Source organism: Martelella alba, assembly GCF_005217455.1.
Classification (GTDB): Bacteria; Pseudomonadota; Gammaproteobacteria; order Enterobacterales; family Enterobacteriaceae; genus Acerihabitans.
In genome coordinates this window covers 49,585-65,151 of the sequence record NZ_SZPQ01000018.1, presented here as the reverse complement: position 1 = coordinate 65,151, position 15,567 = coordinate 49,585, and the positions used below count along the sequence as shown (strand labels likewise).

Below are 15,567 nucleotides of genomic sequence, written 5' to 3'. Positions count from 1 at the left end.
CAATGGCTGGCGGCTTAACCCACGCTATGTTCGAGACTGATGGCCAGAAGTTTTTGCGCTTCAACCGCGAACTCCAGCGGTAATTCCGAGAACACGTCTTTACAGAAACCATTGACGATCATGGAGATGGCATCGTCTTCGCTAATTCCCCGCTGGCGGCAGTAAAACAGTTGATCCTCGCCGATGCGCGATGTGGTGGCCTCATGTTCGAGCTGGGCGGTGCTGTTGCGGACCTCTACATACGGGAAGGTATGCGCGCCGCATTCGCTGCCGATCAGCATTGAATCGCACTGGGTGTAGTTGCGGGCATTGGTCGCGGTCGGCATGATTTTTACCTGCCCCCGATAGGTATTCTCGCTTTTGCCTGCGGAAATCCCTTTGGAGATGATGGTTGACCGGGTGTTTTTACCAATGTGGATCATCTTGGTGCCGGTGTCCGCCTGTTGTTTACCGTTGGTCAGCGCCACCGAGAAAAACTCGCCCACCGAATTGTCGCCGCGCAAAATACAGCTGGGGTATTTCCAGGTAATGGCCGAACCGGTTTCCGACTGTGTCCAGGACATCTTGGCGTTTTCACCTTCGCACAAGGCCCGTTTGGTGACGAAATTAAGAATGCCGCCCTCGGTTTCGTTACCGGGGAACCAGTTTTGCACGGTGGAATATTTGACTTCGGCGTTTTTGTGGATGATGACCTCCACCACCGCGGCGTGCAGTTGATAGCTGTCGCGCACGGGCGCCGAGCAACCCTCTATATAACTGACGTAGCTGTCTTCATCGGCGACAAGGATGGTACGCTCGAACTGGCCGGTCTTTGCCGCATTGATGCGGAAATAGGTCGACAGCTCCATCGGGCAGCGCACCCCTTTCGGGATATACACAAACGTCCCGTCCGAGGCGACTGCGGAATTCAGCGCCGCAAAAAAATTATCATTCGGCGGCACCACGCTGCCCAGATACTTGCGCACCAGTTCGGGATGCCGCTGCACGGCCTCGCCGAACGAGCAGAAGATGATGCCTTCTTTGGCCAATTTGTCGCGATAGGTGGTGGACACCGACACCGAATCGAAAATGGCGTCCACCGCCACCTCGCTACCCTCGCGCACCGGCACGCCCAGTTGATTGAAAGCGGCCTCCACCTCGGTGGTCAGATATCCCTCGGACGCTTGGGCGCCAGGCTGCTGCACCGCCCCGGGCTGCGATCCGCACTGATCGTCGCAACTGCCGCAAGAGGGCGCGGAATAGTAACTGTAGGCGTTGTAATCCAGTTTATCGTAATGCGCTTTTAGCCAATGCGGCTCTTCCATATTTTGCCAGGCGCGGAAGGCATCCAGGCGAAACTCCAGCATCCATTCCGGTTCATTGCGTTTTGCCGAAATCGCCCGCACCACGTCTTCGCTGATGCCATGGGCCAGCTCGTCGGTAACCAGTTGGGTAAAGAAGCCTTCTTTATAGCGCTCATCCCTGACCCAGGGCTGGGGCGCCGCATTGATAGGCTCTAGAGTCTCAATATTGCTTCGTGCCATAATGGTTCATCGCTCAAAGGCCAAAGCTCTCGCCGCATCCGCAGGCATGCTGAGCTTTGGGGTTGTTGAATTTGAAGACGTGATTCAGGCCTTCTTGAATGAAATCCACTTCCGTGCCGTCGATAAACGGCATCGCCTGTAACGGGACATACAATCTGGCGCCGTCGCGCTGAAAGACCAAATCGCCGCGATCTTGTTCCCTCGCCATTTCCACCACATAGCCAAAACCGGCGCAGCCCGATTGCTTAACGCCGAGCCGCAGGCCCATCATGCCGTCATTTTGCTCCGTCAGGCGGCGAATCTGCCTGGCGGCCGCCTCGCTGAGGGTCAATCCCTGCCAGACATTGTCTTCCAGGGAAAATGTCTCCACGGTGTCCGTTTGCATAAAATTTTACCTCTCAAGATAACAAGTCGAGATAACCTGAACTCTATGTTAGTGATATGGAATATCACTGCAACCTTGCCCTTTACAGGGAAATAGCGGTAACCGTCGCGAAACGCCGGACAGGATGGCGGATGCGCGGCGTATTTGCCTTAAGCTCCGGCACAGGACCTATTTTTTCAATATTTACTGTATTGATTTTAAAGTAGTTTAATTAAAATAAAAACCACAAAATAATTATCAGAATTCCGGGGCCGCCAGCGGGAAAATATCCATCGAAAATAACTATTTTTATAACAGGCAAACATTAACCCTTATGTACCGCCGCTATTTGTCTACTGCGCTTCGGGTAAACCGCTGACCCCAGTGAATTAAATTACTTGATTGAGAATGATTACCATAAGTATTTACACAATAAAACCGCATCTTCCCCGTCGCCCGTTCCGTCGTTACGCGTTAAACGCTACATTGCCGCTTTTTGACGCCTTGCCTACTAATTATAATACAAAATTATTTTCCATGACGGACTCTGCCCCTCAACCAGGGGCTACTGGCGCAAATTACGGTCCCACCGCATTTTTTTCCAGCGCGGTGCATGAATCCGGGTTATCCTAAACGTTCGAAATCGGGATTTTCCAGGTGTTTTACGTTTATGCCTTCTCAAGCCTCGCCATTACCGGCCCTGCCCCCGCGGCAGCTGAACCGGCGCATCATACCCATCGTTTTTTTTACTTTTATCTGTTATCTGTCCATCGGCTTGCCCTTGGCGGTGATTCCCGGCTTTACCCATAATCAGCTCGGGTTCAATACCGTGATAGCCGGCCTTGCCATCAGCATACAATATATCGCCACCCTGTTGAGCCGCCCCCATGCCGGACGGTTTGCCGATATGTGGGGCCCGAAACGGGTGGTCCTGCTCGGATTACTGTGTTGCGGCCTGAGCGGTCTGCTGTATGTTGTCGCCGGTGGACTGTCCGCCGCGCCCTGGACCGGCCTTTTCGTGCTGTTCGCCGGGCGACTGGTGCTGGGCGTGGGTGAAAGTTTCGCCAGTACCGGCGCCACATTGTGGGGAATTGGCCGCGTGGGCCAATTGCATACCGCCCGGGTGATCTCCTGGAACGGCGTGGCCACTTATGGCGCCATCGGCATCGGCGCCCCGCTGGGCGTGTTTTTAAATGACGTCGGCGGCTTAGGCGCGGTAGGCGTCTTTATCGCGGCAGCGGCCCTGGCCGCCTGGCTGGTCGCTTTACGCAAGCCGGCGGTCACCGTCGCGGCCGGTAAGCGCCTGGCTTTTTATCAGGTGGTGGGCAGAGTATGGCAATACGGCCTGGGACTGGGGTTAGGCACCGTCGGCTTCGGGGTGATAGTCAGTTTCATCACGCTCTATTTCGCCGAGCGTCAGTGGCAGGGCGCCGCGTTTTCACTGACGCTAATGAGTTGCGCCTTTGTCGGCGTCCGTCTGGCGTCAGGGGATACCATCAACCGCCATGGCGGCCTGAACGTCTCGCTGGTATCGTTTGTGGGCGAAATGCTGGGGTTATTGCTGATTTGGCAGGCCCCCTCGGCGCTGGTGGCGGACATGGGAGCGCTGTTGACCGGAGCGGGGTTTTCGCTGGTATTCCCTGCGCTCGGCGTCGAGGCGGTCAGACAGGTGCCGCCTCAGAACCAAGGCACCGCGCTCGGCACCTATTCCGCCTTTCTCGATCTCGGCCTGAGCCTGGCCGGCCCGGCCGCCGGTTTTATCATGTCCCATCTGGGCATGTCATATATCTATTTATGTGCGGCGCTCATGGCCGCGCTGTCCGCACTGCTTACCCTCCGGCTGAAATTACGCGCCGCCGGTTAGCGACCCCAGTCCCGCACGGCCGCAAGGAAATTTGACCGTTTGCCCCGGGAGGGAAACACGCCTAACGCCGTTATACAGCCCGGTTCCGGAATACTGCCCAGCCCCGCGCTTTGCGGCGGGGGGCGTCAACGCGGTTGCAGCACGGCGGTGGTCAGCCGGGCGAGGCAACTGAGCCTGTCTTGATCGTCATACAGCCGGATATCCCAGACCTGATGGGTGCGCCCCACGTGCACCGCCCGGCAGACGCCGCGAACCCTGCCCTCCCTCACCGCCCGGATATGGCTGGCATTAATCTCCAGTCCCACAATATGGGCATCCCCTTCGGTACAGAGGTAGCCCGCCAGCGATCCCAGCGATTCCGCCAGCACCGCGGACGCGCCGCCATGCAGCAGACCAAAGGGTTGACGGGTGCGTCCGTCCACCGGCAGGGTTCCCTCCAGTTCGTCTTCGCTAAGGCGGGTATAGACGATGCCCAGATGGTCGGCCAGGGTATCCTTGCTGGTACGGTTGAGTTCCGCCAATGTCATGGAACGTTTCCAAATGCTCATAACATCTCCAATAGCGCCTGCAAGGGGTGGCGGAGGGTTTCGCCCTCGATTCGCTTGACTTGGCTTCGGCATGAGTAGCCGGTGGTCAGGCAGCGTTCCCGCGGCAACTGTTGCAGCGGTTTTTGCCACGATAAGGCATAAATACCGAGGGAATTTTCCAGGTTGGCGCTTTCATGGCCATAAGTCCCGGCCATACCGCAGCAACCGACGCTGACGGTCTCAAGCTTGGCGCCGTAGCGGGCGAAAATCGCCGACCATTGCTGGCCGCTGGCGGGCAATTCGGTCGATTCGGTGCAATGGCCGAACAAATACCAGGTATTATCCCCCGTTGCCGACGCCGGCGGGGTTTTCTCAGCGGCGTCCGGCAAACCGGCCAGCCATTCATGCACCAGCATGACCTGAAAATCGCCGCGTCGCGCCCCCAGCACTTCACGATACTCGTCCCGGTAACATAGCACCAGCGCCGGATCGACGCCGACCATCGGCAGTCCGAGACGGGCGGTCCGGTTGAGGAAATCAGCGGTTTTAGCGGCGGTTTTGGCGAAACGCTGCATAAAGCCTTTGATATGCTGCGCTTTGCCATTGGGTGAAAAGGGCAATAAAACCGGCTGATAGCCCAGTTTTTCCACCAGTCGGACAAAATCCGCCACCACGCCGGCATCGTAATAGCTGGTAAACGGATCCTGCACCACCAGCACATGGTTGCGACGTTGCGCATCGGGCATGGCTTCCAGTCGTTCAAGACTGGTCTCGACACAGCGATGCCCAGCCAATTGGCTGCGCAGCGATGGCGCGGAAAGCAACGGCAGATCCACCATGCCAATATATTTACGGCCCACCGTATTAAGCCAGGGCTGTTTGAGAAAAAAATTGAACACCGTTGGCGCTCGCGCCATCAAAGGCGCATAGCTTTCCACGCCGGCCACCAGATGATCCCGCATCGGGCGCAGATAGCGGCTGTGGTAAAGCGCGAGAAACCGCGAACGGAATCCCGGCACGTCGATTTTTATCGGACATTGCGTTGAACAGGCTTTGCAGGCCAGACAGCCGGACATGGCCGCTTTGACCTCATGGGAAAAATCATATTCCCCGCGCGCGGCGCGGCGCGTATTACGAATTCTGGCCATCAATTCGCTCAGGCTGGCGATGCCGCTTGGCAGATTTTTTTCCAACGCCAAGGGGTCGACGCCCTGCTGGGCCAATAACCGTAGCCATTCGCGCACCAATGTGGCCCGGCCTTTTGGCGAGTGAATCCGGTTGCCGGTGATTTTCATTGACGGGCACATAGGGCTTCGCGTGTCGAAATTAAAACACAGGCCGTTGCCGTTACATTCCAGCGCGCCGCGAAACGAATTGCGGACCGTCACGGGAATTTGCCGGTCAAAGGCGCCCCGTTTCACGCCGTCCACGGTTTTCATGGCATCCCCACTGTCCAGCGGAGCGCAGATTTTGCCGGGATTGAGCCGATTATCAGGGTCGAACGCCGCTTTAATCCGCCGCAACTCCTCGTAAAGGGTGTCGCCGAAAAACGCCGGGCTGTATTCGGCCCGGAACCCTTTGCCGTGTTCCCCCCACAACAGGCCGCCATACTTGGCGGTCAGCGCGACAATGTGATCGGAAAGCCGCTTCATGAGTATTTCCTGCGCCGGATCACACATATCCAGCGCCGGACGCACGTGAAGCACGCCGGCGTCCACATGGCCGAACATACCGTATTGCAGTTGATGACTATCGAGCAGTTGGCGGAACTCGGCGATATAGTCGGCCAGATGCGCGGGCGGGACGCAGGTGTCCTCGGCGAAGGGAATCGGCTTGGCGGCGCCTTTACTGTTGCCAAGCAGGCCGACCGCTTTTTTACGCATCGCATAAATGCGTTCGATATCCGATAACAGATCGCAGATCTGATAACCGATAACCCCGTCCTGCCGTGCCTCCATCAGCGCATCCAGCCGTTGGCATAGTTTCGCCAGACGCGTCTCGATAAGCGACGGGTCGTCGCCGGCGAATTCGACGATATTCAGTCCCTGCACATCGTGACCGGGCACATCCCGAATTTGGTCCTTCACTGAATGCCAAATAATATCTTCCCTTGCCAGGTTCAATACCTTGGAATCGACGGTTTCCACCGACAACGCATGCGCCTCCAGCATAAAGGGCGCGTTGCGCAGCGCGGAGTCGAACGAATCGTATTTGATATTGACCAGCCGCCGCACCTTGGGCAACGGCGTAATATCCAGCCGGATTTCCGTGATAAAGGCCAGCGTGCCCTCCGAACCGGTAAGGATGCGGCCCAGATCGAAGGTCTGCATATCGTCGCTAAACACATGCCGGAGATCGTAACCGGTCAGAAAACGGTTCAGCGACGGAAATTTTTGCAAAATAAGGTCGCGTTGCAGTCGGCAGCGCTCCAGCACCGTGCGATAGATAGCGCCGGCGGCGTCTTCCGCGCGGCTCAGACGCTCCGCCTCGGCCGTCGGCATGGCCCGCGTCTCCAGCAATTCGCCGCCCATGAGTACCGCGCGTAGCGCCAGCACATGATCGGATGTTTTGCCATAGACCAGCGATCCCTGGCCGGATGCGTCGGTGTTGACCATGCCGCCAAGGGTTGCGCGGTTACTGGTGGAGAGTTCGGGAGCGAAGAAGTAGCCGAGCGGCTTAAGAAAAAGATTAAGCTGGTCCTTGATGACGCCGGCCTCCACGCTGACCCAGCCCTGCTCGATATTCACGTCCAAAATCCGGTTCATATGCCGGGACATATCCACCACAATACCGGTATTGAGAGATTGACCATTGGTGCCAGTGCCGCCGCCGCGCGGAGTGAATGTCAGCCCGGCGAAGCGGGGATTCGCCGCCAGCCCGGCTATCAGCCTGACGTCTTCGGTGGAGCGGGGGAACAACACTGCGTCGGGTAATAATTGATAGACGCTGTTGTCGGTGGCCATGGTCAGCCTGTCCGCATAAGTCGTGGCGCTGTCGCCGGTAAAGCCGTTGAATGTCAGTTCATGAATAAAATCAATAACCGGTTGGGCAAGTCCCGGTGCCTTTGCAATCTGTGGGATCATTGACGACAAGCCTGCTTTTTCAATGGTGATACTCGTATACTTCAGGTTGCCCCCAGTGCCGTGTTCGCGCAATGCGCTCGCTTGGGTTGGCTTTTTGCCGCCACGAAGCAACTCAAATTATCCAGAGTGTCTATTGTTGTTTTATGTTCAAAATGATGTGTGTCGCGTTTGTTTCCGGGCATGCGTCTGAGCCTGCCGGGAAACCGCACTGATGTGTTTTATCACATTTCTTTTTGACATGCGCGCGGACGGGAAAAAATCTTGGCTACGGTGAACAGCGGCGGCGGCGAAAGTTTTGTGTTTCGCGCTATCAAAAGGATCTGAAATCACGCATCATTATGGTCGTAGCCTGGTAAGGCGCCGGCGCTCGGCCCGGTGTCCGGTCTACCCATCCGTCTGTCAAGCGAGGTGAAAATTCTTTCATGGCCTACCCGCGTCAATTTACCGATCTGCCGAGGATGCTGTTTAGCGTGACGTTTATCGCCCTGATGGCCCTGGCCTGTTTTTGGGTGGTTCAACCCTTTATCCTTGGCTTCGCCTGGGCCAGCATGGTGGTTATCGCCACCTGGCCGCTGCTTATCCGGCTGCAAGCGCTGTTATGGGGCAAGCGTTCCCTTGCGGTCATCGTGATGACGCTGTTGTTGCTGCTGCTCATCGTTTTGCCGGTATCGTTGCTGGTAAGCAGCGCCATCGAGAACAGTGCGCCGCTGATAGCCTGGGCGACCCAGCCGAACCGGCTGACACTGCCAGAGTTGCATGAACTGGAGAGCATTCCCCTGGTGGGACACAAATTGTACGCCGGCTGGCAGAATCTGATTTCCGGCGGCGGCGGTCTCTTGATGAGCAAAATCCGGCCTTATGTCGGCCGTTCGGCCGCCTGGCTGCTGGCGCAAGTGGCCCAAGTAGGCAGTTTTTTGTTGCATACCGGGCTGATGCTCCTGTTTAGCGTTCTGCTCTATGTGCGCGGCGAACGCGTCGCGCACGCGGTGCGTCATTTCGCCGTCCGTCTGGGCGCCGAGCGCGGCGACGCCTCTGTGCTGTTGGCCGCTCAGGCGATTCGGGCTGTGGCCCTGGGCGTGGTGCTGACCGCCATCGTCCAGGCGGTATTGGGCGGCATCGGATTAGCGGTGACCGGCGTCCCCTTCGCTACCCTGCTTACGGTCATGATGTTCATGCTGTGTATCGCGCAACTTGGGCCGTTGCTGGTGTTGATCCCCGCCATGATTTGGCTTTATTGGAGCGGCAGCACCACCCTTGGCACCCTGCTCCTTATCTGGAGTTGTGTGGTGGCCACCATGGATAACTTCCTGCGGCCGATATTTATTCGCATGGGGGCCGATCTGCCGGTGTTGCTGGTACTGTGCGGCGTTATCGGCGGGTTGTTGGGTTTCGGCATGATAGGCCTGTTTATCGGTCCGGTGGTATTGGCGGTGTCCTATCGTCTGATATTCGCCTGGGTACACGAAGCGCCGCCCCCTGGCGAACTCCATCATCCTGAGATACGCCTGCGGGAACTTCCTTGAGAAAAATTCCCGTCCTGCCTCAGGTTGCCTGTTTGTTGGCGGTGCCGATTGTGCGCCGCCGTGTTGTCACCTGGATTATTAAGGGCCTATTGTCCTTTTAATTTTTAAGGTTTATTACTTTATATTTGTCGCGTTCAGGCAAGATCAATTTCAGCCGATAATCTCAATCGTCTTCATCGAGTAGAAAATAAATCGGGAGATTATATGCAAAGGTGAATTATTTTCAATGGACATGAATAAACATCCCGGAAGTTATTAGGATGATTCTTAATGACTCCGTCGTGGGTAATAAATATTATAATCTAAGCAATTAACTCAACTCCATGATTTTTCATCACGGTTTCCCCTGAGTTAAACGAATTGCTGTGTGTAGTCTTTGCCCGTCAGACAGGATGGGCTTTTTTTTTTGCCCGTCTTCCTGCCTTAACTCTCGGTTATATTCTTAAGCGCCTCTGTGTCGGCGACGTTCATTCATCTTCTATGCGCCTGGGGAGCATTTACCTACCGCCGCGATGCCACGCGAAGTATTTTGCCTATAGACGCGTTAACCTTAACGTTGCCGCGGGCGGAATGCACTCGCTTAACGGGCCACGGCGCCGAGTATCATCCGGTGGACGATGAGCGACATTCCGTCCACCGTCCCCGGAAGCGGAACTGAATTCCCGTTAATGAAGCTCCGCCAGGCTGAGCCAGGTTTTTACCACGGTATCCGGATTCAAGGATAAGCTGTCGATACCCTGCTGCATCAGCCAGGCGGCGAAATCCTCATGGTCCGACGGTCCCTGACCGCAGATGCCCACATACTTTCCCTGCTTCTTGGCGGCGGAAATCGCCATGGACAACAACGCCTTAACCGCTTCATTACGCTCATCGAACAACGCCGATACCAACCCGGAATCCCGATCCAGCCCCAGGGCCAGCTGGGTCATGTCATTGGATCCGATGGAAAAACCGTCGAAGTACGCCAGAAATTGCTCCGCCAGCAGCGCATTGGAGGGGATTTCGCACATCATGATGACCTTAAGGCCATTTTCGCCGCGCTTGAGACCCTGCCGAGCCAGTTCATCCACCACCGCCGCGGCCTGTTCCACCGTACGCACAAAGGGGATCATGATTTCCACATTGCAAAGCCCCATGTCATTACGCACCCGTTTGATGGCATCGCATTCCAACGCGAAACAGTCACGGAAGCTGTCGGCAATATAGCGCCCGGCGCCGCGAAAACCCAACATGGGATTTTCTTCCGAAGGCTCATAGCGGTCGCCGCCCAGCAAATTGGCATATTCATTGGATTTGAAATCCGACAGCCGCACTATCACGCGTTTCGGCCAGAAAGCGGCGGCCAGTGTCGCAACCCCTTCGGTCAGGCGGGCGATGTAGTATTCCTTGGGAGAGGAATACCCATGGATCATACGGTTGATTTCCTCTCGCAGTTGCGACGGCTGCTGGTCGAATTCCAGCAAGGCGCGGGGATGGACGCCTATCATGCGATTGATGATGAATTCCAGGCGCGCCAGACCCACCCCGTCATTGGGCAGGCAGGCGAAATCGAAGGCCCGATCGGGATTCCCCACATTCATCATGACCTTGAGCGGCAGTGAGGGCATTTTGTCAATGGCGGAACTGTTTACCGCAAAGTCCAGCAATTCTTGATACACATAGCCGGTATCGCCTTCCGCGCAGGATACCGTCACATTCTGTCCTTCCTTGATGCGCTCGGTGGCGTCGCCGCATCCCACCACCGCCGGAATGCCCAGTTCCCGGGCAATGATGGCGGCATGGCAAGTCCGCCCGCCGCGGTTGGTTACAATGGCCGCGGCTTTTTTCATGATAGGCTCCCAATCAGGGTCGGTCATATCGGTGACCAATACGTCGCCGGCCTCGACTTTGTTCATTTCGTTAAGGTTTTGGATAACCTTGACCGTCCCCGCCCCGATGCGATGACCGATGGCCCGGCCCTCTATTAGCACCTCGCCGCGGGATTTGAGCTGGTACCGCTCCATCACCTGACCGCGGGACCGCACCGTCTCCGGCCGGGCCTGAACAATATAAAGCCGCCCGGTATGCCCATCCTTGGCCCACTCGATATCCATCGGCCGACCATAGTGTCGTTCGATAAGCAGCGCCTGGCGCGCCAGCTCCTCCACCTCTTGATCGCTAAGTGAAAACCGGTCCCGCTCGCTTTCCGGCACATCTTCAATTTGCACTTGCTTGCCATGTTCCTGGCTGCCGGCATAGACCATGCGTATTTTCTTGGAGCCGATATTGCGCCGGACTATGGCCGGCCGCCCAGCATGCAGGGTGGGTTTGTGAACGTAGAATTCGTCGGGATTCACCGCGCCCTGCACTACCATTTCGCCCAGACCGTAGGCGGCGGTGATAAAGACCACCTGATCGAATCCCGATTCGGTATCAAGGGTGAACATGACGCCCGACGCCGCCTTATCCGAGCGAACCATCCGCTGTACGCCGGCGGACAACGCCACGCCGCGATGATCATAGCCCTGGTGAACACGATAGGAAATGGCCCGATCATTGAACAGCGAGGCGAACACATGTTTGATGGCGGTCATCACCGCATCAATGCCCTGCACGTTTAGGAACGTCTCCTGCTGGCCGGCAAACGATGCGTCGGGCATATCCTCCGCGGTAGCGGAGGAACGTACCGCAAACGACGCCTCGCTGTCGTCAGCCGACAGGCGCTGGTAAGCCGCGGTGATTGCCCCCTGCAAGTCGGGCTGAAACGGCGTATCAATGATCCACTGCCTGATTTGATTGCCGGCCCGGGATAATTCGCCGATATCATCGATGTCAATATCGTCAAGCAGATCATAAATCCGCTGATTGATACCGCTCTGATTCAAAAATTCATTAAAGGCGCCCGCGGTGGTGGCGAACCCGTTGGGTACCGACACGCCCAGCTCCGATAAATGCGTTATCATTTCCCCAAGAGAGGCATTTTTACCCCCAACCCGGTCTACATCCTGCATCCCTAGCTGGTTGTACCATAATACGCTACTGCAATCATTGTCAGGTTTAGACATCTGGGTCATCCTTTTACTTATAATGAATGAAACAGTCTGGACGGAATGAATCATTTTTGAGCGTAGCATAAAGTCCCGCCGGCAGAATCCATGTGAATCGAGCCAGCTTGAAAATTAAGAGTTTGTCGTATGCAAACCGGGAGAAAAACATGGAAAGAAGTGTATTTTTCATCTCAGACGGCACGGCAATTACGGCCGAAGTGGTGGGCCATGCGGTGTTATCGCAATTCCCGGTGGCTACGACCGGCTATACGCTGCCATTTGTGGAAAATGAAACCCGCGCCATCGCCGTTTGCGAGCAAATCAATGCGCTCTATAAGCAAAGCGGCGTCCGTCCCCTGGTGTTTTATTCAATCGTGTCGCCGCTTATTCGCGGCATTATCGAATCCAGCGACGGTTTTTGCCAGAACGTGGTCCAGGCGTTGGTGGCGCCGCTGCAACGGGAGTTGGGCATGGCGCCCGATCCGGTGGCCCATCGTACCCATGGATTGACCGCCACCAACCTGACCAAATACGATGCCCGCATCGCGGCTATTGATTATACTCTTGCCCATGATGACGGTATCACCTTGCGTAATCTCGATCAGGCGCAGATCATTTTGCTGGGCGTATCCCGCTGCGGAAAAACGCCCACCAGTATCTATCTGGCCATGCAGTACGGTATTCGCGCCGCCAATTATCCCTTTATCGCCGACGATATGGAAAATCTGCGTTTACCCGCGGCATTAAAGCCATTTCATGATAAATTGTTTGGATTGACCATCGCGCCGGAACGGCTGGCCGCCATCCGGGACGAACGGCTGAACAACAGCCAGTATGCGTCCCTGCGCCAATGCCGGTTCGAAGTTGGCGAAGTGGAGCTGTTGTTTCGCAATAATCAGATTCCTTATCTGGATTCCACCAATCATTCCGTGGAAGAGCTCGCCACGAAGATAATGGATTTGCTGGGTATGAGCCGGCGCATGTATTAATCCGCTGGTTATTATTCTGGTTGAATTCACCTGGTTTTGGTTTATTGTGATCGGCATCACTTCCCGGCGCCACAACCGTCGCGAAGAAGCCCTTTTTGCCAGAGATACACATGTTGAAAACAGATGAATTACGCACCAGGCGTATCGGCCGTCTGGTCGAACCCGCGACCCTGGCCGCCAGGCTGCCGCTCGGGCCCGACGTGGCCGATAACGTCACCGCCGCCCGACACCGTATCGAAAAGATTTTGCATGGTCAGGATCCCCGCCTATTGGTGGTTATCGGCCCCTGCTCCATTCACAACATCGACAGCGCCATCGATTATGCCAGGCAACTGAACGACTTGCGGATACGATATCGCGACCGGTTGGAAATCGTCATGCGCACCTATTTTGAAAAACCCCGCACCGTGATTGGCTGGAAAGGCCTTATCGCCGATCCGGACCTTGACGGCAGCTATCAGGTTAACGAGGGATTGGCGCTGGCGAGACGATTACTGCTGGCCGTAAATGAACTCGGTTTGCCTACCGCCACGGAATTCCTGGATATGGTGATAGGCCAATATATCGCTGATTTGATCAGTTGGGGCGCCATTGGCGCCAGAACCACCGAAAGCCAGATCCATCGGGAGATGGCCTCGGCATTGTCATGCCCGGTGGGTTTCAAGAACGGCACTGACGGCAATACGCAAATCGCCATTGACGCCATCCGCGCCGCCCGCGCGTCCCATCTGTTTCTCTCGCCGGATAAAGAGGGCCAGATGACCGTCTATCAGACGCAGGGCAATCCTTATGGCCATATTATCCTGCGCGGCGGCAAAGTCCCCAACTACCACGCGCAAGACATTTCCCAGGCCTGCGCCCACTTGCATGAATACCATCTGCCGGAACACCTGGTGGTGGATTTCAGTCACGGCAATAGCCAGAAACAATTCCAGCGGCAGTTGGCCGTGGCCGATGATGTCTGTGGGCAACTTCGCGAAGGTTCCCGCCGCGTGGTCGGCGTCATGGCTGAAAGCTATCTGTTGGAAGGCAGTCAGAAACTGATCCCCGGACAGGCCCTCGCCTACGGGCAATCCATTACCGATGGTTGCCTGGGCTGGCAGGATAGCGAACGATTGCTCGCCATGCTGGCGCAAGCGGTGGAGTGCCGCTTTTAATCCACGACGCTCCGCGCCCCGTTCCGTCCTGCACAGGGGCGCGGCTTAGCTGGAACACGACACGCAGACCGGATCGCTGCCGGCGGGGGGCGCGGCCGCCAAATCCTCCAACGCCGGATTGTCGTCATAAGGATGGCGCAACGCCTGATGTAGCCGGTCGAGCAGGGTCACATCATTTTGTTCGGCGCCGGCAATGGCCTGTTGCGCCAAATGATTACGCAACACGATACGGGGGTTTTTCGCCCGCATATCACGCCGTCGTCCGGCGTCGTCCATGTCTTCCTGCCGCAATCGTTGACGATACACCGCAAACCACTGGTCGAATCCGGCCAGATCCCGGATTTCATCGCGCAATGGCGTTGCGGCGCTGTGGGTTTCCGTTTCGCCGAGCAACCGAAAGGTCCGGGTGTAATCAGCGCCTTCCGCGGCCATCAGTCGCAGCAAACCGGTGAGAATACTATTGTCTTGCTTGTCGCGCGTGGCGAATCCCAGTTTGGCGCGCATCTCTTCGCCATAGGCCGCCATCAGCGCCGGCTCATAGCGCGTCAACGCCTGTTCAAGGGCATGGGTCGGCATCAAATCGCTGAGGGACTGGGCCAAACGGTGCAGATTCCACAGCGCCACCGCCGGCTGATTCTCAAAGGCATAGCGGCCGCGATAGTCTGAGTGATTGCAAATGAAACCCGGTTGATAGCCATCCATAAAACCATAGGGGCCGTAATCGATGGTCATCCCGAGAATGGACATGTTATCGGTATTCATCACGCCATGGGCGAAACCCACCGCCTGCCAGCGGGCGATAAGCCGCGCGGTGCGCTCCACCACCTCCGTCAGCCATAGGCGATAACGTTCCGGGTGGGACGCCAGCGACGGCCAATGGCGTTCAATGACATATTCCGCCAGTTGCCGGACCTTTTCCGGTTCGCGGCGATAATAGAAATGCTCGAAATGTCCAAAACGCACATGGCTTTCCGCAATTCGCAGCATCATGGCCCCGGTTTCGACGTGTTCCCGCCAAACCGGTTCGTCGCTGGCGACGACGGTCAGCGCGCGGGTAGTGAACAGGCCGAGATGATGCAGGGCTTCGGAAGCCAGGAATTCGCGGATCACCGAGCGCAGAACCGCCCTGCCATCGCCCATACGCGAATAAGGCGTCAACCCGGCGCCTTTGAGATGCCAGTCCACTGCGCGGCCGTCCGCCAGCCGCTGTTCGCCAAGCAAAATACCCCGGCCATCGCCCAATTGGCCGGCCCAAACGCCGAATTGATGGCCGCTATAGACCTGGGCCAGCGGCTGCATCCCGGGCAACAGGGTTTCTCCGCCCCAGACGGCATGGTTTCGGGCCGAGAATAGGCCGTCATCCAGGCCCAGTTGCCGGGCCAGATCCGCGTTGTGGTACAAGAGACGCGCGCCGCGCAGCGGCGTGGGGTCCAGCGCGGTAAAAAAACCAGGCAAGCGTCGGTAATAACTGTTGTCGAATTGCGGTCTGTCAGCCATGGCGCCTCCTAGAT

At 56.8% G+C, this 15,567-nt stretch carries 10 protein-coding genes and 1 other RNA gene; 5 read left to right on the top strand and 6 right to left on the bottom strand.

The window, feature by feature from the left end:
- Positions 1 to 14: 14 nt before the first annotated feature.
- Entirely contained in the window at positions 15 to 1,523 is a 1,509-nt protein-coding gene (gene sufB / locus FCN80_RS13245; protein WP_136990637.1) for a Fe-S cluster assembly protein SufB, read from the bottom strand.
- Between the two features lie 13 nt (positions 1,524 to 1,536).
- Entirely contained in the window at positions 1,537 to 1,908 is a 372-nt protein-coding gene (gene sufA, locus FCN80_RS13240; RefSeq protein WP_136990636.1) for a Fe-S cluster assembly scaffold SufA, read from the bottom strand.
- A gap of 649 nt (positions 1,909 to 2,557) precedes the next feature.
- On the opposite strand from sufA, the gene FCN80_RS13235 reads away from it, so the two are divergent.
- Positions 2,558 to 3,751, top strand: coding sequence for an MFS transporter (locus FCN80_RS13235; RefSeq protein ID WP_136990635.1), 1,194 nt, complete (start codon positions 2,558 to 2,560; stop codon positions 3,749 to 3,751).
- A 125-nt stretch (positions 3,752 to 3,876) separates the two neighbouring features.
- On the opposite strand, the gene FCN80_RS13230 is transcribed toward FCN80_RS13235, so the two are convergent.
- Positions 3,877 to 4,299, bottom strand: a complete 423-nt coding sequence (locus tag FCN80_RS13230) for a hotdog fold thioesterase (RefSeq protein WP_136990634.1) — start codon at positions 4,297 to 4,299, stop codon at positions 3,877 to 3,879.
- On the bottom strand, positions 4,296 to 7,361 hold the full coding sequence (ydiJ, locus tag FCN80_RS13225) for a D-2-hydroxyglutarate dehydrogenase YdiJ (RefSeq protein WP_136990633.1): 3,066 nt from the start codon (positions 7,359 to 7,361) through the stop codon (positions 4,296 to 4,298). The genes FCN80_RS13230 and ydiJ overlap by 4 nt, the downstream gene beginning before the upstream one ends.
- Positions 7,362 to 7,783: 422 nt before the next feature.
- Here ydiJ and ydiK point away from each other — a divergent pair, with 422 nt between their 5' ends.
- Together ydiK and rprA are read left to right on the top strand one after the other, a co-directional pair.
- On the top strand, positions 7,784 to 8,884 hold the full coding sequence (gene ydiK / locus FCN80_RS13220) for an AI-2E family transporter YdiK (protein ID WP_136990632.1): 1,101 nt from the start codon (positions 7,784 to 7,786) through the stop codon (positions 8,882 to 8,884).
- Positions 8,885 to 9,188: 304 nt separating this feature from the next.
- An RNA gene (rprA, locus tag FCN80_RS13215) (antisense sRNA RprA) lies at positions 9,189 to 9,292 on the top strand.
- A gap of 257 nt (positions 9,293 to 9,549) precedes the next feature.
- Here rprA and ppsA read toward each other — a convergent pair.
- The gene (ppsA, locus tag FCN80_RS13210; protein WP_136990631.1) at positions 9,550 to 11,928 is read right to left on the bottom strand and encodes a phosphoenolpyruvate synthase; all 2,379 of its coding nucleotides are present in this window, start codon (positions 11,926 to 11,928) and stop codon (positions 9,550 to 9,552) included.
- Positions 11,929 to 12,077: 149 nt separating this feature from the next.
- Between ppsA and ppsR the strand changes: the two genes are divergently transcribed.
- Positions 12,078 to 12,899, top strand: a complete 822-nt coding sequence (gene ppsR / locus FCN80_RS13205; protein ID WP_136990630.1) for a posphoenolpyruvate synthetase regulatory kinase/phosphorylase PpsR — start codon at positions 12,078 to 12,080, stop codon at positions 12,897 to 12,899.
- 110 nt (positions 12,900 to 13,009) lie between these two features.
- Positions 13,010 to 14,056 carry a 3-deoxy-7-phosphoheptulonate synthase gene (locus FCN80_RS13200; protein ID WP_136990629.1) on the top strand — a complete coding sequence of 349 codons (1,047 nt, stop codon included), beginning with the start codon at positions 13,010 to 13,012 and terminating at the stop codon, positions 14,054 to 14,056.
- Positions 14,057 to 14,101: 45 nt separating this feature from the next.
- On the opposite strand, the gene FCN80_RS13195 is transcribed toward FCN80_RS13200, so the two are convergent.
- Positions 14,102 to 15,553, bottom strand: a complete 1,452-nt coding sequence (locus FCN80_RS13195) for a protein adenylyltransferase SelO (RefSeq protein WP_136990628.1) — start codon at positions 15,551 to 15,553, stop codon at positions 14,102 to 14,104.
- Between the last annotated feature and the right edge of the window lie 14 nt (positions 15,554 to 15,567).